This window comes from Actinopolymorpha sp. B9G3 (assembly GCF_040120725.1).
Taxonomy (GTDB): Bacteria; Actinomycetota; Actinomycetes; order Propionibacteriales; family Actinopolymorphaceae; genus Thermasporomyces.
Genome location: NZ_JBEEAB010000001.1, coordinates 349,421 through 374,742 on the forward strand (window position 1 = coordinate 349,421; position 25,322 = coordinate 374,742).

The 25,322-nt window shown below is 66.9% G+C and carries 18 protein-coding genes, 1 tRNA gene and 1 pseudogene; 8 read left to right on the top strand and 12 right to left on the bottom strand.

Features of this window, described 5'->3' with window-relative positions; genetic code table 11:
- The first annotated feature begins 2 nt into the window (after window positions 1-2).
- Window positions 3-980, top strand: coding sequence for a 3-hydroxyacyl-CoA dehydrogenase family protein (locus ABNF93_RS01550; RefSeq protein WP_349325663.1), 978 nt, complete (start codon window positions 3-5; stop codon window positions 978-980).
- Between the two features lie 446 nt (window positions 981-1,426).
- The gene (locus tag ABNF93_RS01555) at window positions 1,427-1,918 is read left to right on the top strand and encodes an SRPBCC family protein (protein ID WP_349325664.1); all 492 of its coding nucleotides are present in this window, start codon (window positions 1,427-1,429) and stop codon (window positions 1,916-1,918) included.
- A 455-nt stretch (window positions 1,919-2,373) separates the two neighbouring features.
- On the opposite strand, the gene ABNF93_RS01560 is transcribed toward ABNF93_RS01555, so the two are convergent.
- Window positions 2,374-2,961 carry a hypothetical protein gene (locus ABNF93_RS01560; RefSeq protein WP_349325665.1) on the bottom strand — a complete coding sequence of 196 codons (588 nt, stop codon included), beginning with the start codon at window positions 2,959-2,961 and terminating at the stop codon, window positions 2,374-2,376.
- A gap of 538 nt (window positions 2,962-3,499) precedes the next feature.
- Here ABNF93_RS01560 and dgoD point away from each other — a divergent pair.
- Both dgoD and ABNF93_RS34780 read left to right on the top strand, forming a co-directional pair.
- Window positions 3,500-4,654, top strand: coding sequence for a galactonate dehydratase (gene dgoD, locus ABNF93_RS01565; protein WP_349325666.1), 1,155 nt, complete (start codon window positions 3,500-3,502; stop codon window positions 4,652-4,654).
- 843 nt (window positions 4,655-5,497) lie between these two features.
- A complete protein-coding gene (locus ABNF93_RS34780; RefSeq protein ID WP_502877513.1) occupies window positions 5,498-5,767 on the top strand; it encodes a tyrosine-type recombinase/integrase in 270 nt (89 codons plus the stop codon).
- A gap of 240 nt (window positions 5,768-6,007) precedes the next feature.
- Here ABNF93_RS34780 and ABNF93_RS34785 read toward each other — a convergent pair whose 3' ends face one another.
- Window positions 6,008-6,535, bottom strand: coding sequence for a GrpB family protein (locus tag ABNF93_RS34785; protein ID WP_502877514.1), 528 nt, complete (start codon window positions 6,533-6,535; stop codon window positions 6,008-6,010).
- Window positions 6,536-6,661: 126 nt separating this feature from the next.
- Here ABNF93_RS34785 and ABNF93_RS01575 point away from each other — a divergent pair, with 126 nt between their 5' ends.
- Window positions 6,662-7,045: a pyrophosphohydrolase domain-containing protein gene (locus ABNF93_RS01575; protein WP_349325668.1), complete on the top strand. Its 384-nt coding sequence runs from the start codon at window positions 6,662-6,664 to the stop codon at window positions 7,043-7,045.
- A gap of 736 nt (window positions 7,046-7,781) precedes the next feature.
- On the opposite strand, the gene ABNF93_RS34790 is transcribed toward ABNF93_RS01575, so the two are convergent.
- Together ABNF93_RS34790 and ABNF93_RS01580 are read right to left on the bottom strand one after the other, a co-directional pair.
- Entirely contained in the window at window positions 7,782-8,339 is a 558-nt protein-coding gene (locus tag ABNF93_RS34790) for an SUKH-3 domain-containing protein (protein WP_502877522.1), read from the bottom strand.
- 703 nt (window positions 8,340-9,042) lie between these two features.
- Window positions 9,043-9,345 (bottom strand): hypothetical protein, encoded by a 303-nt coding sequence (locus tag ABNF93_RS01580; RefSeq protein ID WP_349325669.1) that lies wholly within the window; start codon window positions 9,343-9,345, stop codon window positions 9,043-9,045.
- Between the two features lie 692 nt (window positions 9,346-10,037).
- On the opposite strand from ABNF93_RS01580, the gene ABNF93_RS01585 reads away from it, so the two are divergent.
- Window positions 10,038-10,358 (top strand): hypothetical protein, encoded by a 321-nt coding sequence (locus ABNF93_RS01585; RefSeq protein ID WP_349325670.1) that lies wholly within the window; start codon window positions 10,038-10,040, stop codon window positions 10,356-10,358.
- Window positions 10,359-10,639: 281 nt separating this feature from the next.
- The gene (locus ABNF93_RS01590; RefSeq protein WP_502877523.1) at window positions 10,640-12,895 is read left to right on the top strand and encodes a peptidoglycan recognition protein family protein; all 2,256 of its coding nucleotides are present in this window, start codon (window positions 10,640-10,642) and stop codon (window positions 12,893-12,895) included.
- A gap of 322 nt (window positions 12,896-13,217) precedes the next feature.
- Here the strand turns inward: ABNF93_RS01590 and ABNF93_RS01595 are convergent.
- From ABNF93_RS01595 to topA, 8 genes and pseudogenes are all read right to left on the bottom strand, one after another.
- Window positions 13,218-13,490: pseudogene (locus ABNF93_RS01595) on the bottom strand (transcription termination factor Rho); the annotation flags it as partial.
- Window positions 13,466-14,044 (bottom strand): DNRLRE domain-containing protein, encoded by a 579-nt coding sequence (locus tag ABNF93_RS01600; protein ID WP_349325672.1) that lies wholly within the window; start codon window positions 14,042-14,044, stop codon window positions 13,466-13,468. The gene ABNF93_RS01600 and the pseudogene ABNF93_RS01595, both read right to left, overlap by 25 nt.
- Window positions 14,045-14,394: 350 nt before the next feature.
- Window positions 14,395-15,087, bottom strand: a complete 693-nt coding sequence (locus ABNF93_RS01605; protein ID WP_349325969.1) for a tyrosine-type recombinase/integrase — start codon at window positions 15,085-15,087, stop codon at window positions 14,395-14,397.
- Between the two features lie 58 nt (window positions 15,088-15,145).
- Window positions 15,146-15,219, bottom strand: a tRNA-Thr gene (locus tag ABNF93_RS01610).
- 76 nt (window positions 15,220-15,295) lie between these two features.
- On the bottom strand, window positions 15,296-16,900 hold the full coding sequence (locus ABNF93_RS01615; protein ID WP_349325673.1) for an alpha/beta hydrolase: 1,605 nt from the start codon (window positions 16,898-16,900) through the stop codon (window positions 15,296-15,298).
- 106 nt (window positions 16,901-17,006) lie between these two features.
- On the bottom strand, window positions 17,007-18,290 hold the full coding sequence (locus tag ABNF93_RS01620) for a DNA polymerase III subunit delta' (protein ID WP_349325674.1): 1,284 nt from the start codon (window positions 18,288-18,290) through the stop codon (window positions 17,007-17,009).
- Window positions 18,291-18,396: 106 nt separating this feature from the next.
- On the bottom strand, window positions 18,397-20,721 hold the full coding sequence (gene tmk / locus ABNF93_RS01625) for a dTMP kinase (RefSeq protein WP_349325675.1): 2,325 nt from the start codon (window positions 20,719-20,721) through the stop codon (window positions 18,397-18,399).
- Window positions 20,722-20,893: 172 nt separating this feature from the next.
- Complete coding sequence (topA, locus tag ABNF93_RS01630) at window positions 20,894-23,776, bottom strand: type I DNA topoisomerase (protein WP_349325676.1); 2,883 nt, start codon at window positions 23,774-23,776, stop codon at window positions 20,894-20,896.
- Window positions 23,777-24,336: 560 nt separating this feature from the next.
- Between topA and ABNF93_RS01635 the strand changes: the two genes are divergently transcribed.
- Window positions 24,337-25,281 carry a CapA family protein gene (locus ABNF93_RS01635; protein WP_349325677.1) on the top strand — a complete coding sequence of 315 codons (945 nt, stop codon included), beginning with the start codon at window positions 24,337-24,339 and terminating at the stop codon, window positions 25,279-25,281.
- Window positions 25,282-25,322 lie beyond the last annotated feature (41 nt).

The following is a 25,322-nucleotide window of genomic DNA, read 5'->3' on the forward strand; positions in this document are numbered from 1 at the left end:
CAATGATCCCAGCAGGTGCGCCCGTCGCCGTGGTCGGCGGCGGCTACATGGGCGGAGGCATCGCCCAGACGTTCGCCGCCCACGGCTTCCCGACCGCCGTCGCAGACGCCTCGCCGAAGCGGACTGCCGAGCTCGTCGCGGCACTGCACGCCGACGCCGACAGGTACGTCGCCGAGGGCCTGTTCCCCGCCGGGGCCGACGAGGCGGTCCGGGCCAACCTGCGAGCGGCGACGTCGTTGGCCGACGCGGTTGCCGGAGCAGCGTACGTCGCGGAGGCGGTGCCGGAGCGAATTGCCGTCAAGGACCCCGTGCTGCGCCAGATCTGCGCGCATGCGCCGGCCAAGGCGCTGATCGGCACCAACACCTCGGCCATCCCGATCGGAACGCTGGCTGCCAGCGTGACCGGCGTCGAGCGGTTCCTCGGAGTCCACTGGATGAATCCGGCGACCTTCGTCCCATGCGTGGAGCTCATCGCGACGGAGGGAACCGACCCGGAGACCGTCGCCGCTGCGGAAGACCTGATGCGGTGCCTCGGCAAGGTGCCGACCGTGGTGGCCGATTCGCCGGGCTTCGTCGCCAACCGGCTGCAGTACGCGCTGCTGCGCGAGGCCATCCGGATCCTCGAGGAGGGCGTGGCCGGTGTGTCGGAGATCGACGAGGTCGTGAGGAACTCCTTCGGCTTCCGGCTCCCGTTCTTCGGGCCGTTCGCGATCGCCGACATCGCGGGCCTGGACATCTACCGCGACGGCTTCGCCACGATGGAGCGTGCCTACGGCGAGCGGATCGGGACCCCGGATCTCCTCGACAAAATGGTCGCCGAGGGTCGCTACGGCCTGAAGTCGCGGCAGGGCTTCCTCCGGTTCGACGAGGAGCAGGCGGACCGCGTCGCATCCTTCCGGGACACCGCCTACGCGCGGTTGAGCCGGCTGCGGGAGGAGATTGGCTCCCTCGCACTCGCAGAGGCGGAAACCGAGGCGTGAGGACCGGGCCCCACGACGACGCCGAACGGATGTCGCGCTGGGGTCATCGACGCTGGCCGGGCACGCTGCCACGACCCATAATCTCGCACCACGCACTCGGACACACGGGACCGCTCGATTCCTTTCCCCGCCGCCGTGTACTGCCTGACCTGGGAAGACGTGGGAGCCGCCTGTCGGATCGAACCCACGACCTACGCATCACGAGTCGGCGGCGACGCTGCGAGGCAGGTGCTCACAACGCTCGGCTGGCCTCTGTCGTCGTCCACCAGAGTCCATGCTCACGTACGTCCTTGGCTGCTCGTTTGGCTGCTCGGGCAACGCCCCCGGGCCGGGACCTGTCAGACGCCCTGTACGCCCAATTGCGAGGTAGTCGGCGTACCTGGGCCAATCATGAGGCGAGGCTGCTAGTGTGCGCCCGTTCACTCGGGAACCTGGAGCGCTCCGCCATGAAGTACACCGTCTCGATCGAGATTGCCCTGCCGCGGGAGAGGGTGGTGCAGTTGCTCGCCGACCCGGCACACATGCCGAAGTGGCTGCGGGGCCTGGTGCTGCACGAGCCACTGAGTGGGGTGCACGGGCACGTCGGTACCAAGTCGCGGGTCGTGATGCAGATGGGGCAGCAGAAGATCGAGTGCACCGAAACCATCACGCGCCGGGAACCGGCAGACCTGCGCGAGATCCCGAAGGAGAGCGTCGTTACTTTTGGCCGTGAGATCGTCGGCGAGGGTATGTGGAGCGCCGCGCGCGAACGGCTGACCGAAGCCGGCCCCGAAACCACGCTCTGGGAGAGCGAGAACGAATACCGGTTCAGCGGCATGCTGATGAGGCTGGTGGGGCTCCTGATGCCCGGCTCCTTCCGCAAGCAGTCGCAACAGCACATGCAGGACTTCAAGGCCTTCGCCGAGCAGGGAAAGGACGTCCGCGAAGCGAACGGCTGATCTGCTTGCGGACAGCTGCGTCGACAACGTGGCGACCAGGGGTTGTAGTGGCCTCGCTCGCCAGAAACCGGCTGAAACATTGGGTGTTGGGCCGGCGCCGAGCCCACCGGGGGCCGGCACTCGACTAGCGCGCAGAGACGCTCGCCGGTGCGCACCAACACCCCCAGTGTTTCAGCACTCCTAGGTCGGTCCGGAGTGACGCTGTGACAGAGAGAGTGGGGAAAGCAGGGATTTGACGACCGTCACTCCCCGCTACTCGCGTTTCCGCAGGTCAAAGCTAATTGAGTGACAGCTGTGACAGTGATGGCATGTCCCCTCTCACCCGTCATTGGCTGTGACGAACAAAGTCCTCCAGGACTCCGCAGCGGCGGACGCTGTGCAACCCCGTTTCAAGGCCGCCGTGTCGCTGTTTTGCCAGGTAAGGGCCCACACACGCGAGCCGATACCCTGGCCCATCAGAGGACCTTGATCAGGCCGAGTAGTGCGTCCTGGCGGCGGTCCGGGTACTTGAATCGGCACGCCGAATACGGTGGTTGCTCGTCTCCGTGGAAGGGGATTTGGATGCCCTCAAGGTGATCGGGATCGTAGACGGTGATCAGGTCGATCCTTAGTGGGACTCCGCCGCGGTCGAGTGGAGGACCCGCATAGAAGTCACTCACGTTTTTCGCGAACGGTGATTGTGAGATGGTGCCGAGGAACGTCGGCGACGGGTCGGGTCTAAGTGAGCGCAAGGATGTTGCCGACACCGCGCAGTATCCGACGTGCAATTCGACGCCGTGTGGGTCGTACGCACCGTGGAGTTGACTCTTGCGCTCCGGGTCGTATCGGTCCGTGCCGTTCGCGATGATCACCTCTGCCAGCGAGTCGTGGGTGTGGCCTGGGTGGTCGATCAGGCTGATGCCGCGCATGGCGAGTGCGCGCTCTTCGGCCTGGCCGAAGTTCTTGCAGACGGCTTCATCGATGAGTGGGCCGATGGCTTCGATGTCGGGTCGCTCCCTGACGGTGTACGTCGGAAGCGAAACCGTGGCGACAGTGACGGGCATGTTCCTCTCCGAGCGGTCACGCCGGTGGCAGCGGATGAGCCCATGGGCTGGCACTGAGTCGGTGTGAATTTAGGCAGGTTAGCCTGCGCCTGCAAATGGGATTGCGTTCGTAGGCTTGCGCCGCGCAGATCGTCGTTGCGGGCTGCTCTCCCATCGGTCGGACAGCTTGTTCGTACCCGGTTCTGTGCAGGTGACGGCGCTCAGGCTCGACGCGTCGACCGTCAGGCTTGGCCTGGCGCCCTGCACAGGTTCTGGTTAAGCCGCTCGCGGTGGCCGTCCAATGGGAGGGCAAGCCGGCGCTGCCCTCCCTGAGAGAGGACCGGGTGCAGGGCATAGCCCTGGGGTCCTCGTTGAATGAGTCACCACCGGCTTCCGCCCGGCGAGCCCGAGGACGGCCCGGCGGGCAACCGGGAACCGCTGAGGTCCTCCGGCTGGAAGGGAACCGGCCACCTGCGGGGAGCGGGAGTAAGATGTGCGGCGCTTCGGAGGTTGTCGCTTTCGAGGCGCCCATTTCACGAGAGAAGAAGGCCGCCGCAGGATGAAGATTACGCACGTCGAACAGTTCGCTCCGAAACACCGCACCCGGCTGATCCGCATCGGCACCGACGCGGGCATCGACGGATGGGCCGAGAGCACGCTGGAGGGCAAGCCGAAGTCGGTCCCGGCGGTCATCGACGAATATGCGCAGTACCTGATCGGCAAGGACCCTCTTCGTATCGAGCATCATTGGCAGCAGATCTACAGATCGGCCTTCTTCAGGGGCGGCGCACACAACATGAGCGCTTTGGCAGCAGTCGATGCAGCGTTGTGGGACATCGCCGGCAAGCACTACGGGGTGCCCAGCTTCAAGCTGATGGGCGGCGCCGTGCGGGACAGGATCAGGGTGTATGCGCACTGGGGCATCCGCGACCTGTCCGACGAGGGACTTGAGGCCTCTCGCAAGCGGCTCGACATGCTTCAAAAGAAGGGCTACACGGCGTACAAGGCAGGTCCAGCCGGCCTCTGGCGCGCCCACGAGCCGCCGTCGAGGATCGACCAGTTTGTCGAGGCGGCCTACAAGATGCGTGAGTGGGTCGGCCCGGACGTGGAGCTGTGCTTCGACTTCCACGCCAAGATGACGCCGGCGCTGGCGATCGAAGTGTGCAACGAGATCAAGGGCATGCGGCCGATGTTCGTCGAGGAGCCTGTGCCGCAGGAAAACACCGACGCGTTGAAGCTGGTCTCGGATCACGTCCCGTTCCCGATCGCCACGGGCGAGAGGCTCCTGAACCGGTGGGAGTTCCGCGAGGTGATCGAGAAGCAGTGCGTGGCGCTGCTGCAACCGGATGTGGCGCACTGCGGCGGACCGAGCGAATTGAAGAAGATCGCCAACTACGCGGAGGTGTACTACCAGCACATCATGCCGCACTGCGCGATCGGCCCGCTTGCACTGGGCGCGTGCATGCTCGTCGATGCCGTCGTCCCGAACTTCCTGATCCAGGAGCAGGTCGACGCCGGGCTCGGCAACGGCCTGCTGAAGAAGGACTGGGAGGTGATCGACGGGCATATCCCCTTGTGGGAGACGCCCGGCCTTGGGGTGGAGGTGGACGAGGCGGAGGCCACGAAGGAGTTCACGGGCGAGTCGTACGGGTACCACGCCGAGCTAGGCGGAGAGACGTATCACGAGAACGACGGCTCGGTAGCGGATTGGTAGGCAGGGTTGCCAATCCCACACTGTGGCGGGTTTTATTCCCCTCTCCCAGCGAGAGAGCGGGTGCCCGCTTGCGGGCGCGGAAAGGGAGCAACTGTCGTTAACGACTTACGTTCGGCATTCACCTTGTCCCTGGTCCGCGCCCCTGAGAACACGGTGCCGAGATGGAGCTGCTCGGTGAGACGTATCAGCTGGGGATCGGCTCCACTGCGGGCGACCTCATATCGACAGCCCGACCCGGGTGTCCGGCTTGAGCCAACCTGCCTTCCCAGGAGGATTGCCCGGCCAGTGGCGTGGCGTCGTAGACCTGGGCTGGCAGGGAGGCAAGCGACGCAGGAAGTACATCACCCGACGGACCCGGCAGGAGGTAGTCCGCGAGCTGCGCACCTTGGTTGCCGCTGCTGAGGCCGGTCGCCTGGCGCCCGGACGTACACCGACCCTGGCGGAATGGCTGGACACCCACATGCGCGAGGTAGCGGCCAGCAATGTGCGTCCGTCAACCGACACCGGTACGAGGAAGAGATCCCCCTCCACATCGTTCCGTCACTCGGACGCCATCGGCTCGATGCGCTTCGCCCTCAGCACCTCGCGCCGTTCTATCAGGACCGCACACAGGTCCTCTCGGTCGGGAGCGTGCGGCGGCTGCATGCCGTCCTTCGGCGCGCTCTGAACGTGGCTGTGCGATGGCAACTGATCAGTGTCAACCCGGCAACGCTCGTAGAACCGCCGTCACTCAAACACCAGGAGGTTTCGCCGTACTCCGTCGACGAGGCCCGGACGTTCCTCGCGACGTCGGTTGGCTACCGGCTACATGCGCGATAGATCCTTGCCGTCGCCCTCGAAGCGATGCGGGTACACCGGCAGCGTCAGGCTGAGGAACGACTTGTAGCCAAGGCCTGGTCAGATCCAGATCTTGTGTTCACGACGTCGCTGGGCACACCGATTCATCCTCGCAACGATCATCGAGCGTTCGCCGCGATCGTGAGGCGCGCTGGTCTTCGGCGCATCCGCCTCCATGACATCAGACACACAGCCGCGAGCATCCTAGTAGCTCAGGCGGTCCCCCTCGGCTCGTCATGGAAATCCTGGGACATTCCCAGATCAGCATCACGATGAACCTCTTCAGCCACGTAGCACCGGAGGTCTCTCGCGAGGCAGCAGACCGCATGGAGTCGGCCCTGTGGTCAAGGCTGAACGACGCAGACGGCCAGGACAGCGCAACGAAGGCAGTGAAACTCACGTGAGAGGCAGCAGTTCCCTTCGGCTACGACATGGCACGTCGTAGCCGAGGGGAGGTTGTGGAGATCCGCTCCGACCAGCGCCCTCTGTGGTGCCGAGCCCGTCCCCTTTAGAGCGTTAGCGGAGCAAGACCGAGCGCGGTTCTGGCGCGAGTGGCGACATCCTGTACGAAGGCCGCCTTGGCGATGTGTACTCGCTTCCCCAGATGCCGTGGTCGACGAGCTCCATCTTGATTCGGGCATATACATCACGGTCCGATGCGTGCGTCCGGAGCCAGTCAGCGAACAGGCGAGGATGCGCGTACGGCCACTGGTTGGCGGTGAAAACATGCGCGATCGCCATCCGAACCGAGCCATCCAGCAGGAAGAGCGCCTCGTGGTCACCGATCTCGATGCGGCCTGTCCATCCAAGTGCCTGGAACGGCTCATCCCAGTCCGCGAGCCGCTGACCCGCGGGAAGTCGCAGAGCCAGGTCGATCACCGGCTTAGCGAGCAGCCCCGGGACTGAGGTCGACCCGACATGCTCGACCGCCCACTGAGGTCCCAGCCCACCCACCAGACGCGCTGCGATCTCCGCGTAGCGCTCTGGCCAGCACGGGTCGTACGGCACAAGCTTCTCTGACGGATACCTCGATTGACACGACATGCCACGCCACGCTACGCACCCTCGCCGACAATCTCGTCCCCGTCATGCCAGACGGCTCAGTCGAGCCGCAGACCGGTCCGGCCGGGGAGAACCGGGACGCGCCGCAATTGGACTATGGTCAGCGGCATGAGTAACTCGCCGGTTGCGCTTGTACGCGAGTTTCACGAAGCGTTCGAGCTGTCCATCGCAGCTCAGCCCACGACGGTCGACCCAGACCTTGCGGAACTTAGGAAGCGGCTTCTCGCCGAAGAGGTTCGCGAACTAGACGAGGCGGTCGCCTCAGGAGACCTGGCGGCAATCCTGCACGAGCTTGCTGACGTGGTGTACGTCGCCTATGGCACAGCGCTGACGTACGGTCTCGACCTCGACGCGGCAGTAGCGGAGGTGCATGGGGCGAATATGACGAAGCTAGGTGACGACGGCCGCCCCGTGGTTCGGGATGGCAAGGTGGCGAAGCCTCCCGGATTCCGGCCGCCCAACATCGCGCCCCTTGTGGACCACACTCGATAGCTAACCCGTCACCCGCCGGACGCTGGCGTCCAACAGCTTGGCTGCTCGTATGGCTGCTTTGGGCGAGCGTGCAAAGCAGACGTAGCGGCCGGGAGGCGCCACAACCGCCTCTGACCATGGCTTTTGAGTGAGCCGCCTGTGGGAATCGAACCCCACGACCTACGCATTACGAGAACCGCCGCCAACGTCCACCACACCATCTGCCTGCGACTGTGCCCCCACCTGCTCCATCACCAGCCACACCAGACGACGATGATCGTCGGCAGTTCATGCCACGAACCATGCCACGTGGCGCCACCGCGGCGGAAGCGCTGGAGGGAATGGCGCGACATGGCCGGTGTCGCCGAACGCCTCGCGTACTCGGGGAGCGCTCGGGTGCCCCGACGTCGAGCACCTGTATCCACGAGTCGAGCACATCGCCGTAGTGGCTTACGAGTCGCCTCCCTGGCGAATCGAGCCGAGTTTGGGACCATGATCACCACAAGCAGCGCCCATCCGCGCCCATCCAGGTCGCCGAGGTTGCCGGCCTGGGGCTGGGCGAGCTGGACGTGGGTGTGGTGCCGCACCGGCGGGTGGCGGAGTTGGCCCGCTACGGCATGGCTGCCAAGGCGCCGTTGCTGCGCCGCCAGCCATAAGCGCAGAGGTTGGCAACGCTCTTGGCCACGGTGCGCTGGTTGGAGGCCAAGGCTGTCGACGACCCCGTCTCGTCCCGCCGCATTAGAATATCTCGATTGACTTACTCAGGAACTCTCATATCCAACCTAAACGGCGGAGTTTTGTTTAGCAACCTATCCACTACTTCTTTAAGATTCGCCCCAAGACGCCCGAATTCATGATCGAATCCCCCATAAAGAAAACCATCTTGCGACAGGTAAATTGTCATGTGGGAATAGCCACCTACGGGCACCAATCGCGAACCGACTAGCCGCTCGTACTCCCGACACCATTCGGGGTCCGATTCCGTCGCAGCCCGAGCCGCATCAATCCACAACGACCTCCGTGTATCGCGGCTCTTGAAACGAAGCCCTGAGAACTCCTGCAGGAACAGATCCAACTTCTCCCACGGAAAATAGCCAGCGGAGCTGAGGGCCAGAAGGATCGACTCCGTACTGACTCGCCGCCCACTGAACCAGCCCGATCCCAGCATCTGAGATTCGAGTACATCATTCATTGTTTGGCTCCTGGTAACCACGACCCGACTAGCCACCACGATCTGACGCCCCGCCCCCAGCTTTCCTAGCGCTGAAGCTCTGATTCCGAGATTGGTCCACAACTTCTTGCGGCGATGGCCCATATTGCATGAAGCAATCACGGAGCTTCCTAAAGCCTTCTCCGATTAGGGTCGTCTCAATTACCGAAATGCCATTCCATTCCTCCACGTCAACACTAAGGAGGGAATCTGATCCAGAGTCGAATACGATGAATCCGTCTCGCATCCACTCGCCTGCGGCCGGCGCAAGGTCAGTCAAGAGTGCGTCGGTCGGCACACGAATCCACGCCGCGTCCGGCGCATCCATGACAAGGACATGGAGACGTGGAGTCGGGAGGCCTGCTGACCCACACGACCGTGTGACCTGGACGAACTGCTCCTTCGTCGGCCACCGCTGGATGAGACGGCTGGAGGACGGGCCCAATCTTTCGCAGCTCGCAGTGAGCTGAGTCGAGTTGTCAAGATCGCACCAGTCGCCTACGAGGCTGTGGCCGTGCTCTGCGAAGGCGTTCTCCAGAGAGGACCGAGCGCTCTCCGCCCTTCTTTTCCATCGCAATAGGTCAGCGCGATGAGACATAATATCAACAGCCTCCTCCATAGAACGCCCTTGTCTTGGACGTGTTTGCCAACTCGAACCCTGGCCGGGCTGTCGAGCCCCGCACACCGGTATCGATGGGCCGCCAGTCGCCGTCCCCGTCTCGGTAATGGATTGGCGAGGCTGACAGCTCCGCCTGCACCCGGCCATCCGATAGCTCGAAGAACTTCGCATTCGCCGACCGGCTGCCGGTCAACTCCCGCACCCGCTCCGCCGCAGGCGCCGCCGACCAGGCGGCGCCGCCTCACGCCGCGGCACCCCGGACTCCGCACCCGGAATACGCGACGGCCCCTCCTCCGCCACCAGCCGCGCCGGTGCCGCCCTGGTGGGGCTGTCGATGCCCAGCCACGCCGCCAACCTGCCCCACAAACCCTCACCGGCCGGCCCCGACGACTCCTGCGACGCCGACGACGACGCCTGCGTGGACTCCGACGTCGACGAGATCGGCTGCCGCGGCGGCTGCGCCAGCGCCGCCACCACAGCCAACACAGTCACCGGCACAACCACCCGCACCACAGCCCGACCAGCCCACCGCGCCACCACCCGACCAGCGCCTGGGCGCGAGGCCCGCCTGCGGAACCACACAAAGCAGCCGATACCGCCGGTGACAAGGGAGTTTCGGACAGGGCGACGCGAGACAGACATCGGTGAACTCCCGGTCAAAGAAGAGAAAGGCGGACGAAGGTCTACCGCACCCCCGACCAGAACCGCCAGATCCAGCGCTAAGAGCTCAGGTCGCCCAACAGGTAGCGAAACGTCACCCTGCGGAGCGCTATCGACTCAATGACACCTGATTGCCAAGAATGAACATGCATTCGAGCGTCTCGGCACGTTTTCGCCGGGCGCAATCATCCACAAAACCGGCAGATCCCGCCTATCCCCGCCAGCGAGACGATCACGGACCGCTACCCCGAAACCGTGACCGGGCCGGACCGGAAACGGTCAAAGCCCAAGTAGACGGAGCGGATGTTACTTTACGGTCAGATGACATTGTCATGAGATCGCAGACTTCCGCCACGTTGCACTTCGCGGCTGCCGGCCACTGGCCACGCGTCGGGAGGTGGTGGCCAATCACCAAAGACTCAGCGCGAGATCACGTCCGGTGTAGGGAACCGACCTGCTGGCGTTAGCGGGCCAGACGGGGGTACTGGTAGCCGCCGGGGCGACCGGTGTCGTGCCAGGAGAATTTGAGCGGGCGACGGGAGCCGATCGGGTCGCCTGATCGGATCAGGCTGGCGGAGCTGACCGGTCCGCGGAGAGAGACGGGCCGCCTACCAGCGGACGGGTGCACTCGCTCGCCTGCTGCGCCTTCCTTCGCCGACGAGATCACCACCGACGACGAAGTGCGCTGGGACTGCGCGGCGACCGACAACGACACCGCCCGCGCCCTGCTCGAGGAGTTCTACAACCTGCCCGAGGCCGTCCACACCAGCGCATCCCCAGCCGACAACCAGAAGGCGACGAAACACCACGAGCTCGCCGCCCGGGCGGCTGCGGCCAGCCGATGAAAACGGGCATTTACGGCGCAAAGGTCCGTCCGCGATATCGGGGGGAGCGCGCGGTTTGGCCACTTTCGGAGGGTGGGCATCGGACGGAAATGCCCCTGCAGTACCGTCTGGTCCGGCCGGATCGGCGTCGGGAGGGTGGCGATTCGGGCATCTCAGGCTTTGGGCTCAAAACGTAGAATTCTTACAACAGGATAAGAGGGCGTCACGTGAGAGTGCGTCGGGTGTGGGGGTCCGCCTTCAAGGCGGCAGTTGGCCTGACGGGGGTAGTGGGGGCATTGGCGGTGGCGGGTTGCACACCGCTGAACGTTGGGCAGAGCAACGCATCGAGTGATCGGATCGCCTCGGTCGCCGGTGATGGTGCTGCCCGCCAGGCGGTTTCGTCGGGAAGCAGTCGGTTCCGGTCCGTCCCGTTGAACGTAGATGCGGATGGCGACGCGTCGCTGCCGCGCCGGAACGTCGAGCATTTCACCATGCTCGGCGTAACGTGGGCCGCTCCTCGCACGGACGTGACCGGCACCATGGAGGTCCGCACCCGCGACGCACGCTCCGGCGAATGGTCCGCGTGGCGCGACTTGGATATCGACGACGGGCACGGAGACGGCCGCCCGGGTACTCGTGGCGGTACAGAGCCGATCTGGGTCGGTCCGTCCGACGGCGTGCAGGCCAGAGTGCGTTCGGCCGAGGGTTCGACGTCGGAACCGCCCAAGGGACTCCGGTTGGACATGGTCGCGACCGGTGTCGCCGCCGCCACGGACACCGACGGCACCCCTACGACGCGAGCCCGGATCAAGCCCGCCGCGTTCGTTGTGGAAGACCCGACAGCCACCGCCACTCCCACTCCTTCCGACACGCCAACCGCACCCACGGAACCGACGGCCGTACCAGAGCCCACGACTACGCCGACGACAACGCCGACACCGACCAGCGAGCCGACACAGACACCGACGGCGACACAGACACCGACGACCACGCCGACTCCGACACCAACCTCGACGATCCCCACGGCGCCACCGTCGACGGTGCCTAAGCCGCCGATCACGCTGCGGGCGCAGTGGGGTGCCGACGAGTCGATCGTCGACGACCCGCCGACCTATCAGCCGAACGGCGTCAAAGCTGTCGTCATCCACCACACGGTCGACTCCAACAGCTACAGCTGCGCGGACTCCCCGGAGATCATCCAGGCCATCCAGCGGTACCACGTCAACGGTCGCGGTTGGAACGACATCGGTTACCAGTTCCTTGTCGACAAGTGCGGGACCCTCTTCGAGGGCCGCGCCGGTGGCGTGGACCGGCCTGTGCTGGGTGCCCAGGCGTACGCCTGGAACACCGAGACCACCGGTATCGCCTTCCTTGGAGACTTCAGAACCGCCTCTCCCACCACGAAGGCTCTCACCTCGGCGGCCAGACTCGCCGCGTGGAAACTCGGCCAGTACAGCGCCGACCCCGGCAGCACGGTCATGCTCACCGCTGGTGACAACGAGGTGAACTACTACCACCGGACGTTCACCAAGGGCACGAGTTACTCGTTCACCCGGGTCGTCGGCCACCGTAACCTCAACACCACCGAGTGCCCCTCCGCCTACCTGTATCCCAAGGTGAGCACGATCCGTACGTGGGCGTCGGGGCCGGTCCAGGGCCTTGCCGTCACGTCCGTGTCCGGTGCGGGAAAGTCCGGTACGACCTACTACACCAAGGGCAACGTCACGGTCGGGTGGACCACGACCACGCCGTCGTCGTTGATCTCGAAGTTCGAGGTGCTGGTCGACGGCGCGGTCGCGGCCACGGCGTCCCGGTCCGCACGATCCGCGCAGGTCACACTTCCGCCCGGCACCCGCAAACTCGCCGTGCGGGCGGTGCACCAGTCCGGGAAGCCCGCCACCACGCCCGCTGTGACGGTCGTCGCGGAGACCACGCCGCCGACGTTCAGCACGGCGCCGAAGCTGCTGCTCCGCAAGGGGACCGTCAACACCAGCGCCGTCCCCATGGCGCTCGCCTGGCGGGCCACCGACAACACCGTGCTCAAGCAGGTCGCCCTTACCGCACCCGTGACGGCGACCTATGGACCGACGGTGACGAGAACCGATCGCACGATGAAGTCCGGCACCGCCACGACCTGGACACTCAAGCCCAGTGACTACGCCGGCAACACCACCACCGGCTCGGTTTCCGCCACCCCGGTGATCCTGCAGGAGAGCTCGGCAGTGCGGTCCGGAACCTGGAAGGCGAAGTACTCCTCGAACTACCTCGGCGGCAAGTCGTACACCAGCGCAACGAAGGGCTCCAGCCTCACCTGGACCTTCACGGGACGATCCGTGGCCTGGATCGTCTCCCGGGCATCGGGCTCCGGTCAGGCGTACGTCTATCTCGATGGCACCAAGGTCGCGACCATCGACCTGAAGTCGACCACCACGAAGTACCGCAACGCGATCTGGACGAAGTACTGGACCAGCAACGCCAAGCACACCGTCAAGATCGTCGTCGTCGGCACCAGCGGCCGGCCCACCATCACCACCGACGGACTCGCCTATCTCAAATAGGATCAATGATCGGACCCACTGTCCATGATCACGAAAGCCGACCGCGGGGTGCGGTGTTCCGATGAGCCCCTCCATGGCACGGTTGGTGTGGTCTCCCACAGACCCGGCGCGTTGGTGTCGCCGCAGGTCAGCGGCCCTCGTTGTCTCTCGTTGTCGACCGTTCCGGCGGGTTCGTCCTCGTCCTCGTCTCCCAATCATCTTCCAGTCCGGGGTCCGCGCAGTACCGAAGACGACCAGCTTGGCCACCGACATCGCGAACAATGTGCCTATCGACCCGTCATGAAGCCATGGCCCGCTGGATCTGCTAATCGCCGTTGCGCGGTCAGGAACTCCCGGCGGTGCCTGGCATCGTCTTGTTGATCTGTACGAGGAACTCGGCGTTGCTCCGGGTGTCCTTGAGCCGGTTGAGCAGCAGATCCAGGGCCTGCACGCCTTCGAGGCCAGCCAGCACCCGGCGAAGCTTCCAGACGATGCCGAGTTCCTCCTCTCCCATCTGCATCTCTTCGCGACGTGTGCTGGACGCGTCGATGTCGATCGCGGGGAATATCCGCTTGTCGGCGTACTCCCGCTTCAGGCGAACCTCCATGTTGCCGGTGTGGTCGAGTTGGCGTTGTTCCAGGTGACGGTCGGCTCATCGAAATCCCGGGTTAGCTTGTGGAGCTCGTATGTACCGGATGGGCCGCCCCAGTCGAGGTAACTCTCACCCCAGAGGGTCATGTCGGCATCTGTGACTGTGGCGCCGTCGGGAATCTGTGATGTATCGAACTTGAGCAGGGCGCGGCTCACACCGTTATCGAGGTTAGTGCCAACGGGCATGGAGAGCCCGCCGCCGTAGGCGGTGTCGGGCCTGTTCTGGTTGACCTCGGCATCGTCGACGTCATCGCCACCCTGCAGAACACGGGTGATCCGGCCCGCCTTCGGAAGCCGTAACGGCTCGGGCCTGGACACACTGAGGCCACCATCCTTCGTCTTCACCGAACCGGTAGTAGTAGAGCCGTCCGTACGGATCCGTCGAGTCCGCAGGTGTGAGTTCAGCGGTGGTGTCCGTATTGGTGGTAGTGGTCTTAACGACTGGCGCGACCAGTGTCGCTGCTGACGCAGTGAACGTCGCACTGGTGGACCGGTGAATCTGATATTCGACAATGTCATTGAAATCGGCTGGCGACGGATCGATATACGGGTCCCGTGTCAGCTTCGGGCCCGTCGCGTAGATGAGGTCAGGTGTATCCAAATCGATCAACGTCTGGTAATAGCCCTGTACATCGATAATCAGGCCAGACACGGCACTGGAATTTATGTTGATCTTTCCGCTGGTCACCAACGGCAAGATCGCAGTGCCGGTTACATTGTTGTCTTCGGCGTTGTAGCTGAGCAGTGTCGCATTCGGTCGTGCTTCACCGGTGGGCCAGCCAACGAAGATGCCCCTTGCGGCGGGTTGGACCGCAGTCACCGAGACGGCAACCGCGTTCACTCCAGTAGGCAGAACTACTACCGCCCCGTTAGCGTCCTTGGCTCCTGTAACTTGGATCGACGGGGTCCCACCGGCCGTCAAGTCCGTGGTGCTGGTGTAGATCCGGCGTGCCCCACCGGACCGCGCGCTTCAGAGAGCCACTGAGGGTCGAGTGCACGACTCGGATGCTGCCTGCCGACAGCGGCGTGCATGTGTGGGGTCGGCACCGCTCGGCGCACTGGTGCCGGCCGCTGGTTCGGTGCTCGACGTACTTCCGGCCGTGGCAGTGCTCGCGGCAGCGGCGCAGCTGGGCGTAGAGCGAGTCGATCGTCTCGGCGTCGAGCTTGCCGACCTCGACTTTCCCAATCGTTGGGCGGATGCGCTTCTCGATCTTCTCAACGTAGCCCGCACGCGTCGTCGGCTCGAGCTCCACCATCTCCAGCCAGCGGTCCAGCAGCTGGTTGACTGTCGCACGGGTCCGAGGGTTACTCGTTCGTCGAACTGTGCCAGCAGCTTGGTGCGCTCCCTCTCGGCTCGCTTCGCTGCGCCGTGACCCGCGGCGATGGTCCGGCGCAGGTAGTACGGCCGCTTCGTCACTGGGTCGACACCGGCGTAGACGCGCACGCGGTAGCCGCCGCTGGGGGGCTCCTCGACGTTCCCTCGCTGGCGTCGCTGACGACCGTTCGTCCGTGCCATGGCGCGCAGTCGAAGCACACTTATGCCACGAACCATGCCACGCGATACGCCGACCGCGTGTGACTAGGGAAGGTCTAGGCCGTCTGACCTGGGCTGATGGTGGGAGCCGCCTGTGGGAATCGAACCCACGACCTACGCATTACGAGTGCGTCGCTCTGGCCGACTGAGCTAAGGCGGCTTGCACCCGAAGGCACGGCCGTTGAGCATACCTGGCGGGCGAAGTGATCACGGATTCACCCCGCCGTGCCGCCTGGTCAGGCCGGGCAGTGGGTGCCGTTCCTGGGCGGCTTACCGTCGAGGAGGAACGTCTCCACGGCCCGGTCGATGCAGGTGTTGCCCTGCATGTACGCGGTGTGCCCGTCGCCGTCGCGGCTCAGCAGGACGCCGACGTCGAGCTGCTCAGCCAGGCGTTCGGACCATTCGTACGGCGTGGCCGGGTCTCGGGTCGTGCCCACCACCAGGATGGGGCGGGTCCCGGTCGCCTTGATCGCCGCGGGTTTGCCCGTCGGCTTGACGGGCCATTCGGCGCAGGTCAGGGAGCCCCACAGGATGAACGAACCAAACCGGGGCGACGCTTTCTCGAACGCCGGCTCCTCGGCCCGGGCCTCCGCGACGGATGTCAGGTCGGGCCGGTCGAGGCAGTTGACCGCGAGGATCGCCTCGCCGGAGTTGGACCGGTATCGACCGTCTGGCCCACGTTCGGCGTACTCGTCTGCCAGCGCGAGGAGCCGGCTGCCGTCGCCGTCGAGGGCGGAGCCGAGGGCGGTACGCAGCCGGGGCCAGTACTCCTTCACGTACAACGGCATCACGATCCCGGTGGTCGCGAGCGCCTGGGTGAGCTGGCGGGACTCCCCCGTCGGCAACGGTGACCGATCGGTCCGGGCGAGCAAGTCGTCGAGTGTGCGGTAGGCCTCTTCGGTCGTGGTGCCGAGCGGACAGCCGGACCGGCGTACGCAGTCGGTGATGAACGCACGCAGCGCCACCTCGAACCCCTTGGCCTGCTCCAGCCCGAGGTCGCGTGCGGTCAGCGTGGGGTCGATGGCGCCGTCCAGCACCAACCGCCCGGCCCGCGACGGGAACAGCCCGGCGTAGGTCGCGCCGAGGAACGTGCCGTAGGACTTGCCGAGATAGGTGAGCTCCTCGTCGCCGAGGGCGCTGCGCAGGATGTCCATGTCGCGGGCGGCGTCGACGGTCGACACGTGCGGCAGGAGTTCTCCACTGCGGGTCTCGCACCCGGCGGCGAAGCGGCGGGCGATGGAGAGCAGGTTCTGCTGCTCCGCGGCGGTGTCGGGCGAACCGTCAGCGGCGAGGTAGGTGTCCATCTCCTTGTCGCTCACGCAGTCGACCGGCGTGCTCTGTCCGACGCCGCGCGGATCGAAGCCCACGATGTCGTAGCGGTCGAGCACGGGGCGGCTGATCACGAACGGCGCCGCCGCTGCGTACTCGATCCCCGACCCGCCCGGGCCGCCGGGGTTCACGACCAGGGAGCCGAGCCGGTTGTCGTTGTCCCGGGCTCGGACCCGCAGGACCGCCAACTCGATCGAGTCGCCCTCCGGCTCGGCGTAGTCGAGTGGGACTTCGAGCGTCGCGCACTCGAACGACTCGCCGGAAGCACACGACTGCCAGTCGAGCCGCTGTTCGTAGAAGCGCATCAGATCAGCGGGTACGCCCGACGGCACCGGCGCGGGCTGGTCGTCGCGGGGAGCAACCGTGGGCTCCACGGGTCCCGCGCCCGAGCCCGCTGACCCTTCACGTCCGGCGTCTGCCGCCTTCGGTGCCAGGGCGCATCCTGCCAGCAGCGCGTAGACGATCAAGCCCACCAGAGCCGCGACGGCACCTGCACTCCGCGTACGTCGCACTCACGTCACCCTTCTGCCGCGGCTGGCGGCTGCCTGGTCGGCTGCATTGTCGCCCTTGGTCGATGGCATGTGTCGCCCTGGTCGGCTGGTCTGTCTGCCGGCAACCCTACGGGCCCTGCCGGCTTGAACTCTGCCGGAGGGAGATGAGCATCGACTCCATGGCGAGGAGAGGTGCGACGTTGGCCGTGATCGCCTCTCGACACGCGAGGATCGCGTCGATGTGCCGGAGGACCTCCTCCGGCGGCGTCGTGGCAGCGCGCGCCCCGATCTCGGCGCGCAACTCCTCGTTGACGAGCGGGGCACCGGCCTGCATCGCCACGACCAGGACGTCGCGGTAGTACGCCACGAGGTCGAGCAGCGCCCGGTCGAGCGAGTCGCGCTGGAACCGTTTGGCGCGTACCTTCTGCTGGTCGTCCAGCTCCTTCTGCACCGACTGCAACTGGCGCGACCTGCCCCGCCCGCCGCGGTTTCCTGTGGACATGCCGTACGCATGTTCCAGCTCGGCCTTCTCGGCGGCGTCGAGCTCGGTGGTCGCTGCACGGGCCTCGTCGGCGGCCAGCCGCACCAGGCTCGCGGCCGCGTTCATGCAGCCGGCGAGGTCGCCGAGTTGGCGGGGAACGGCGAGGACCTGGGCCCGGAGTTCGCGAACCTCCGGCTTGGTGGCGAGCGCCCTGGCGCGGCCGATGTGGCCCTGGGAGGCGCGGGCGGCAAAGCTGGCGAGCTCGGCGTCGACGTCATACCGACGCCGCAGGACCTCGGCGACCGCCTCGGTCGGAGGAGTACGCAGGACGAGCAGCCGGCACCGCGAGCGGATGGTGGGTACGGCGTCCTCGACGGTGGGGGCGCACAGCAGCCAGACGGTACGCGCGGCCGGCTCCTCGAGGCTCTTGAGCAGGGCGTCGGCCGCCTGTTCGGTGAGCCGGTCGGCATCCTCGACGACGAGGATCTGCCAACGCCGCCCGACCGGAGACATCGCCGACTTGCGGACCAGCTCGCGGATCTCGTCGACCCGCAGCGACAGCTGGTCGGTGCGGATCAGGGTGACGTCGGGATGCGTACCAGCCAGGGCCGTACGACAGGCAGAACACTCGCCGCACCCCTGGCGTTCACACTCAAGGGCTGCCGCGAACGCCCGCGCGGCGTTGGACCGGCCGGATCCTGGCGGGCCGGTGATGAGCCACGCGTGTGACATCCCCGCCGCCGAGCCAGCCCGGCCCGTGTCGGAATCCGCCGAACGGCCGGCGATCCGGGCAGCGGCCGCCTGCGTGGCGGCGCGTAGCGCGGCGATCGTCGGCTCCTGGCCCACGAGGTCGGCCCACACTCCCTCACCGGCAGCCACCACGTCGGCAGCGTCGGTCAGCGGGTCTGCTTCGGGCACCGGCCCGCTCATGGGACCTCCTTCGTCGGCTTCATGCCCAAGGTGCAGTGCGGATCCTCGGACCCGGACACGGAGCAGGCTAGACCGGCTGACTGTTGGGTGACCGCACGTGGTTCGGTCATGTCTGTGCCTCTCGGCCGCTCGACGCGCGTTCCTGTGCGATCCGGCTGCGGGTACGAAGCAGGTCGTTGCGCTTGCCGGGCGAACCCTCGCCCTCCGTACCACCCTCTCCGCCGGCCTCGGCCGGCGCACCATCCTGGGCGGGGGCACCGCCCTCAGCCGGCGCGCCATCCTCGGGTTGTGCACCATCTGCAGCGGACCCGCCGTTCGAACCGGTCGTACGCGCGTCGCCGGCCGCTGTCGCACTCACCTCGGGCACGCCCGCGCCCTCGGCCGTGGCCGAACCGGTGGTCTCTCGTACGCGGAGATCGACCAGCAGCGGCTCGACCCGTTCTCTGATCCGGGCCGCTATCTGGTCGGGTGGCGCGGTCGCGTCGAGGACGAGGTACCGGTCGGGGTCGAGTGCGGCGAGGTCGAGGAAGTGCTGGCGGGCGCGCTGATGGAACTCCAGCGGTTCGCGTTCGAGCCGGTCCGGCGGCCCGTCGCCGCGGGTCAGCCCCACCTCGGGCGGCACGTCGAGCAGGACGGTCAGATGTGGGCGTAGGCCCTCGGTGGCCCAGCGGCAGAGCCGCAGCACCTGCTGTTGGCTGAGGTCCCGCCCGGCTCCCTGGTAGGCGAGCATCGTGTCGACGTACCGGTCGGTGATGACGACCGATCCCTCCTGCAGCGCCGGGCGGATCATCGTGTCGACATGCTCGGCCTTGTCGGCGGCATAGAGCAGCGCTTCGGCCCGCGCGGAGATGTGGCCGCTGTGCAGGAGCAGCTGGCGCAGGTCACGCCCGACGTCCGTGGCGCCTGGTTCGTACGTCACGACGACGCCGAACCCCTGGGGTTGCAGCCAGTCGGCGAGCAGCCGCGCCTGGGTCGACTTGCCTCCGCCTTCGCCGCCCTCAAGCGCGATGAAGAGCCCGACGTCGGAGGACACGCCCCGGTCGTAGCCGGAGAACACCGCCCGGACCTCGCGTGTGAGGGGGACGCCGGCGCGGTCGTCCATCTGTCGGTACGACACGACGCCGATGACGGTGGCGGCGATGCCCGCGAGGAGGAACGTGATGGCCGCGCCGTTGTAGGTCAGGCTGGCCCCGCCCGGCAACTCCACCCGATGGGCACCGATCGAACCGGCGATCGCCGGGGCGGCGGCGAGTACGGCGGCGAGCGCGATCTTGGTGAGGCTCTGGACGAACGCGAAGGTCCGCCCGCGAATCGAGTCCTCGACCTCCAGCCCGAGCAGGGTGTAGCCGTTGATCCAACTGATTCCGGCGAACAGACCGAGGAGCACGGTCAGGAACGCCACGAGCACGAGGTTGGGCAGCACCGCGACGGCCGTGAGCGCGATGCCTGCCGCCGTGAGGGAGAGGCCGAACATCCGCCGCCGCGACAGGCTCGGCAACAGCCGCGGCCCGATCGCCATCCCGGCGGAGAGGCCGAGGAAGAGCGCACCGAACAGGACGCCGTAGCCGGCTTCGGCACCGCCGAGGTCGGAGACATAGGTACGACCGAGCCCGATGACCACGCCAGCGGCGGCGAACGCGCCGACGACGCCGATGACGAGTCCGCGGATGAGCCGGTTGTTGGCGACGAACTGCCAGCCCTCGACCACGGCACGGATGACGGACGGCTGCTCCTCGGCCTCGTGCGTCGTCGGCCGGCCGGACACTTCCCGGAGCCGGGCGACGACGATGGCACCGACGAGGAAGGTCGCTGCGTTGAAGTACAACGCGAGGTCGACCGAGTCGGTGAAGATTCCCAGCGTCGCGGACAGTGAGCTGCTCACCAGCGCCAGGACCGTGAACAGCAGTGCGGCCGGCAGGGCGGAACCGTACGTGGTGGCAAGGGAGATCTGGTTGGCGGCGGCGAGTCGTTCGCGGGGTACGAGGTTGGGGACGGCGGCGTCCTTTGCCGGAAGCCACACGAGGCTGACCGCTTCGATCAGGACGGTCGCGACGAACAGCCACCACAGGGTGCCGACGACGGGGATCGACGCGAACAGCGCGAACCGGATGACGTCACCGACGACCAGCGTCCAGCGCCGGTCGAGCCGGTCGGCGATGTAGCCGCCGAGCGGTCCGACAATGACGGCCGGCAGCAGGCGCAGCAGCAGGACACCGGCGATCGCGAAGTTTTCCGCGCGGTAGTCGCCCTCGGCGAGCTGGCCGGCCATCGCCGTGAGCGCGAGCAGACCCAACCAGTCACCCAGGCTGGACAGGCCCAAAGCGATCCACAACGTGCGGAACGGGGCGATCCGAAGAACCGCGCGCAGGTCCTGCATGGACCCCGAGGTGCCGTGCGCGCCTCGGCCGGTGGATCGCTCTCGCTCAGACACTCGGCCAGCCTAACCAGGGTGTGACGACCTGCTACTCGACACCAACGTAGCCCCGCCCACCGACCACCCTGCGTGTTTTCGGTCGACGAGTCGGGCAATGTCTGACAACCCACGTCCAGCCCACTTCGGCGACGTCCGGCTCAGGAGGCTTGACCTGGCTTCGCCGAAGCCGTCAGCGCTTCTTCGCCGCGGCCTTCTTCGTCGCCGACTTCTTGGCAGTGGTCTTCTTCGCTGCCGACTTCTTCGGCGCCGCGGCCTTCTTGGTCGTGGAGGACTTCTTGGTCGAGGACTTCTTCGTCGCCACCTTCTTCGACGCGCTCCGCTTCGTGGCCTTCTTGGCCGTACGCCGACGCGGGCTCGGACCCTTGGCCCGCTTCTCCGCCAGCAGGTCGGCCGCGCGTTCGAGGGTGACGGACTCCACCTCGTCGTCCCGGCGCAGGGTCGCGTTGGTCTCCCCGTCGGTGACGTACGGACCGAATCGGCCGTCCTTGATCACCACCGGCTTGCCGGTCTCGGGGTCGTCGCCCAGCTCCCGCAAGGGCGCGCTCGCCGCTCCACGCCGCCCGCGCGTCTTCGGCTGCTTGAACAGCTCGAGGGCACCGTCCAGCGTGACCGTGAACAGCTCCTCCTCCGCACCGAGCGAGCGGGAGTCGCTGCCCTTCTTGACGTACGGGCCGTAGCGGCCGTTCTGCGCGGTGATCTCCTCGCCGCTGTCCGGGTCCTTGCCGAGCGACCGCGGCAACGACAACAGCCGCAGTGCGTCGTCGATCGTCACCGTGTCGAGGCTCATCGACTGGAACAGCGACGCCGTGCGCGGCTTCGTCCCCTTGGGGACGTCCTCCGGCAGGACCTCGGTGACGTACGGCCCGAAGCGGCCCGCCTTGGCGACGATGGTGCGTCCGCTGTCGGGTTCGACACCCAGTTCGTGCTCGGCGCCGGCCGGCTGGCTCAGCAGTTCGCGGGCACGTTCGAGGGTCAGCTCGTCCGGCGGCAGGTCGTCGGGGACGTTTGCCCGCTTGCCTTCGCCGTCCTCGACGTACGGACCGTACCGGCCGACACGCACCGCGATCCCGTTGGTGCTGCCGCCGTCACCGTCTCCGTCGGCGACGAAGAGCCGGAACGTCGAGATCTCCCGCGCGTCGATCTCGCCGAGCTCGGTGACGAGGTGCTTCAGCCCGTCCTCGCCGTTGCCGAAGTAGAAACGGGCCAGCCAGGTCTGCATGTCCGACCCGCCACGGGCGATCTCGTCGAGCGCGTCCTCCATGCTGGCGGTGAAGTTGTAGTCGACGAGGTGGGCGAAGTGCTGCTCCAGCAGCCGTACGACCGCGAACGCCAACCACGTCGGCACCAGCGCGGTGCCCTTCTTGTAGATGTAGCCGCGGTCGAGGATCGTGCCGATGATCGAGGCGTAGGTGGACGGCCGGCCGATCTCGCGTTCCTCCAGCTCGCGCACGAGAGTCGCCTCGGTGTAGCGGGCCGGCGGCCGCGTCTCGTGTCCCTCGGGAGCGACCCGGGTCGGCACGAGCGTGTCACCCTCGACGACGTTCGGCAGCCGCCGCTCGGCGGAGTCGGTCTCGGCGGTGGGTTCGTCGACGCCTTCGACGTAGGCCTTCAAGAAGCCGTGGAACGTGATGACCTTGCCGGACGCGCTGAACTCGGTATCAACGGACCGGCCCCCATCAAAGATGGGGCCCGCCCCCGCCACAGTGCCGGCTGAGGTGGTCGGACCGGCTGGAGCCTCGGCCTGTGCACCCACCCGGATCGTCACGCTGCGGCCCTGGGCGTCGCGCATCTGGGATGCGACGGTGCGCATCCAGATCAGTTCGTACAGCCGGAACTCATCGCCTCGAAGCCCCGTCTCGGCCGGTGTGCGGAAGCGGTCACCGGAGGGCCGGATCGCCTCGTGCGCCTCCTGCGCGTTCTTCACCTTGCTCTGGTAGGTGCGCGGCTGCTCCGGGAGGTAGTCGGCGCCGAAGAGCTGCCGCACCTGTGCCCGTGCCGCCGAGATCGCGGTCTCGGACAGCGTGATGGAGTCGGTACGCATGTAGGTGATGTGGCCGTTCTCGTACAACCGCTGCGCCACCTGCATGGTGCGGGCGGCGCCGAAGCCGAGCTTGCGGGCGGCCTCCTGCTGCAGCGTGGTCGTACGGAAAGGTGCGTACGGCTTGCGGGTGTAGGGCTTGGACTCCACCCCGCGGACCGTGAACGTCGAGGACCCCAGCCCGCTTGCAAGCGCGGTCGCCCGGGCCTCGTCGAGGTGGACCACCGTGTCGCGCGAGGAGTCCTTGAGGCCGCCGTCGGAACCGAAGTCGCGGCCGACCGCCACCCGGCGCCCGTCGACGCTGACCAACCGGACCGCCAGCGCGCGCGGGTCCTTCGTCTCGCCCGCGTCGAGGTCGGCCACGATGTCCCAGTACGCCGCCGCCCGGAACGCCATCCGGTCACGCTCGCGATCGACCACCAGCCGGGTCGCGACACTCTGCACCCGGCCGGCCGACAGGCGCGGCATGACCTTCTTCCACAGCACGGGAGACACTTCGTAGCCGTAGAGGCGGTCGAGGATCCGGCGGGTCTCCTGCGCGTCCACCAGATGGTCGTTGATCGAACGCGGGTTCTCGACGGCCTGGTTGATCGCCTCCCGCGTGATCTCGTGGAAGACCATGCGGTGGACGGGCACCTTCGGCTTGAGCTCGTCGAGCAGGTGCCACGCGATCGCCTCGCCCTCACGGTCCTCGTCTGTCGCCAGGTAGACGGCACCGGCGTCGGAGACGAGGTCCTTCAGGCGCTTGAGCGTGGGCTTCTTGTCCCGCGGTACGACATAGAGGGGTGCGAACCCCTGGTCGACGTTGACGCCGAGCCGGGCCCACGACTCCCCTTTGTACTTCGCGGGTACCTCGGACGCGCCGCCCGGCAGATCGCGGATGTGGCCCACGCTCGACTCCACGACATAGCCCCGGCCGAGGTAACCGGCGATCGTCTTCGCCTTGGCAGGCGACTCGACAATCACGAGCCGGGGACCGTCCTCGGTCGACGCGGAAGTCTTCTTGGCGGGCACGTTATACCTCTCTTATGTCCCTATCTGTGCGTCCGGGCAATGGTGCTTCGTACGGGTCGTGCCGTGGCGCGGCCCGCTAGACGGTAACCGTACGGCGGCCGGCAACGTTGCGCGGGTGCCTCTTTCGTAGTTGCCCGTTTCGTGGCGACCTGAATATCAAGACCCCACGCCTACCCACGTCAGAGCCCCTTTTTCACACCCCGGAGTACGACCGAGTACGACGTACCACGCGAATGCGGCCAACCAGGATCCCACGACCTACCATGCGAAGAGTGAGGGTACGTCGGGCCGCAACCCCACGCACACTCGCTGTCCTCTTCGTGGGAAGTCTGTGGCTTTTTGCGACGATGCTGGCGAGTTGTTCGGCGGGGTTGTCAGAGCCGACCGGTGACCGCGCAGGGACGCCGGGTGGGTCGGCATCGGCGGCGGACTCGACGCCCGCCGACGGATCGCGACGCCCGTCGGCTGGTGCCTCGGGCCGTGCGTCGGGCGACGGGTCACGACCTCCCGCCACGTCGACTCCTACGTCGAGTGCGCACCCGACTCCACCGACCGTCACCGTGGCGGTCGCAGGCGACCTCATGCTCGGGCGTCGGGTCGGACAGCGGCTCACGCAGGCCGGCGACCCCGCGGCCGTGTTGCGTCCCACCGCCCGCCGGCTCGCCCGCGCCGACATCACCGTCGGCAACCTGGAGAACACGCTGTCCCGGCTGGGGTCGCCCACCCAGGGCGGCGACTCGTTCGGGGCGTCTCCACGGGTACGGGCCGGGCTCCGACTCGCCGGCTTCGACGTCCTGTCGCTCGCCAACAACCACCTGGGTGACTACGGATCCCGGTCGTTGGTGGAGACGGTCCGGCTGGTCCGCGAGGGCGGGTTCGTGCCGGTGGGTGCGGGTGCGAATGTGGCCGAGGCGTGGCGGCCCGCGATCGTCGAGCGCGAAGGGGTGACCTTCGGGTTCCTTGCGTTCAACGCGATCGGTGAGACACCTCGTGCCGGGCCGGACTCCCCCGGCGCGGCAAGCGTCGCGATGGCGCCACGAACCGGGCCGCTGAGCGCCGCCGACCTGGCGCGGGCGAAGTCGGCCGTACGTACGTTGAGGCGTGAGGTCGACGTGGTGGTCGTGCTCCCGCACTGGGGCGACCAGTACACCCATCGACCGGTGCCCGACCAACGCCGGGTCGGACGCGCCCTCATCGACGCCGGAGCCGACCTGGTGGTGGGCGGGCACCCGCACTGGGTTCAGACCGCTGAACTCCACCGCGGCCGGCCACTCGTCCATTCGCTGGGCAACTTCGTGTTCGACATGGACTGGAACAGCGAGGTCCGGGAGGGTGTCGTCCTCGAGGCGACGTTCGCGGGGGCGCGGCTCGTGTCGGCCCGATTCGTTCCGTACGTCATCGGCTCCGACTTCGCTCCCCGGTGGGTGTCAGGCGGCAGAGCGCGGGCGATCCTGGCCGACCTGGGCCCTGGCGCCGCGCGGATGAGGGGACCCCTCGCCCCCTAGGTTCGTGGCAGGGGCACCCTCACTCAAAGCACGCTCGCCAC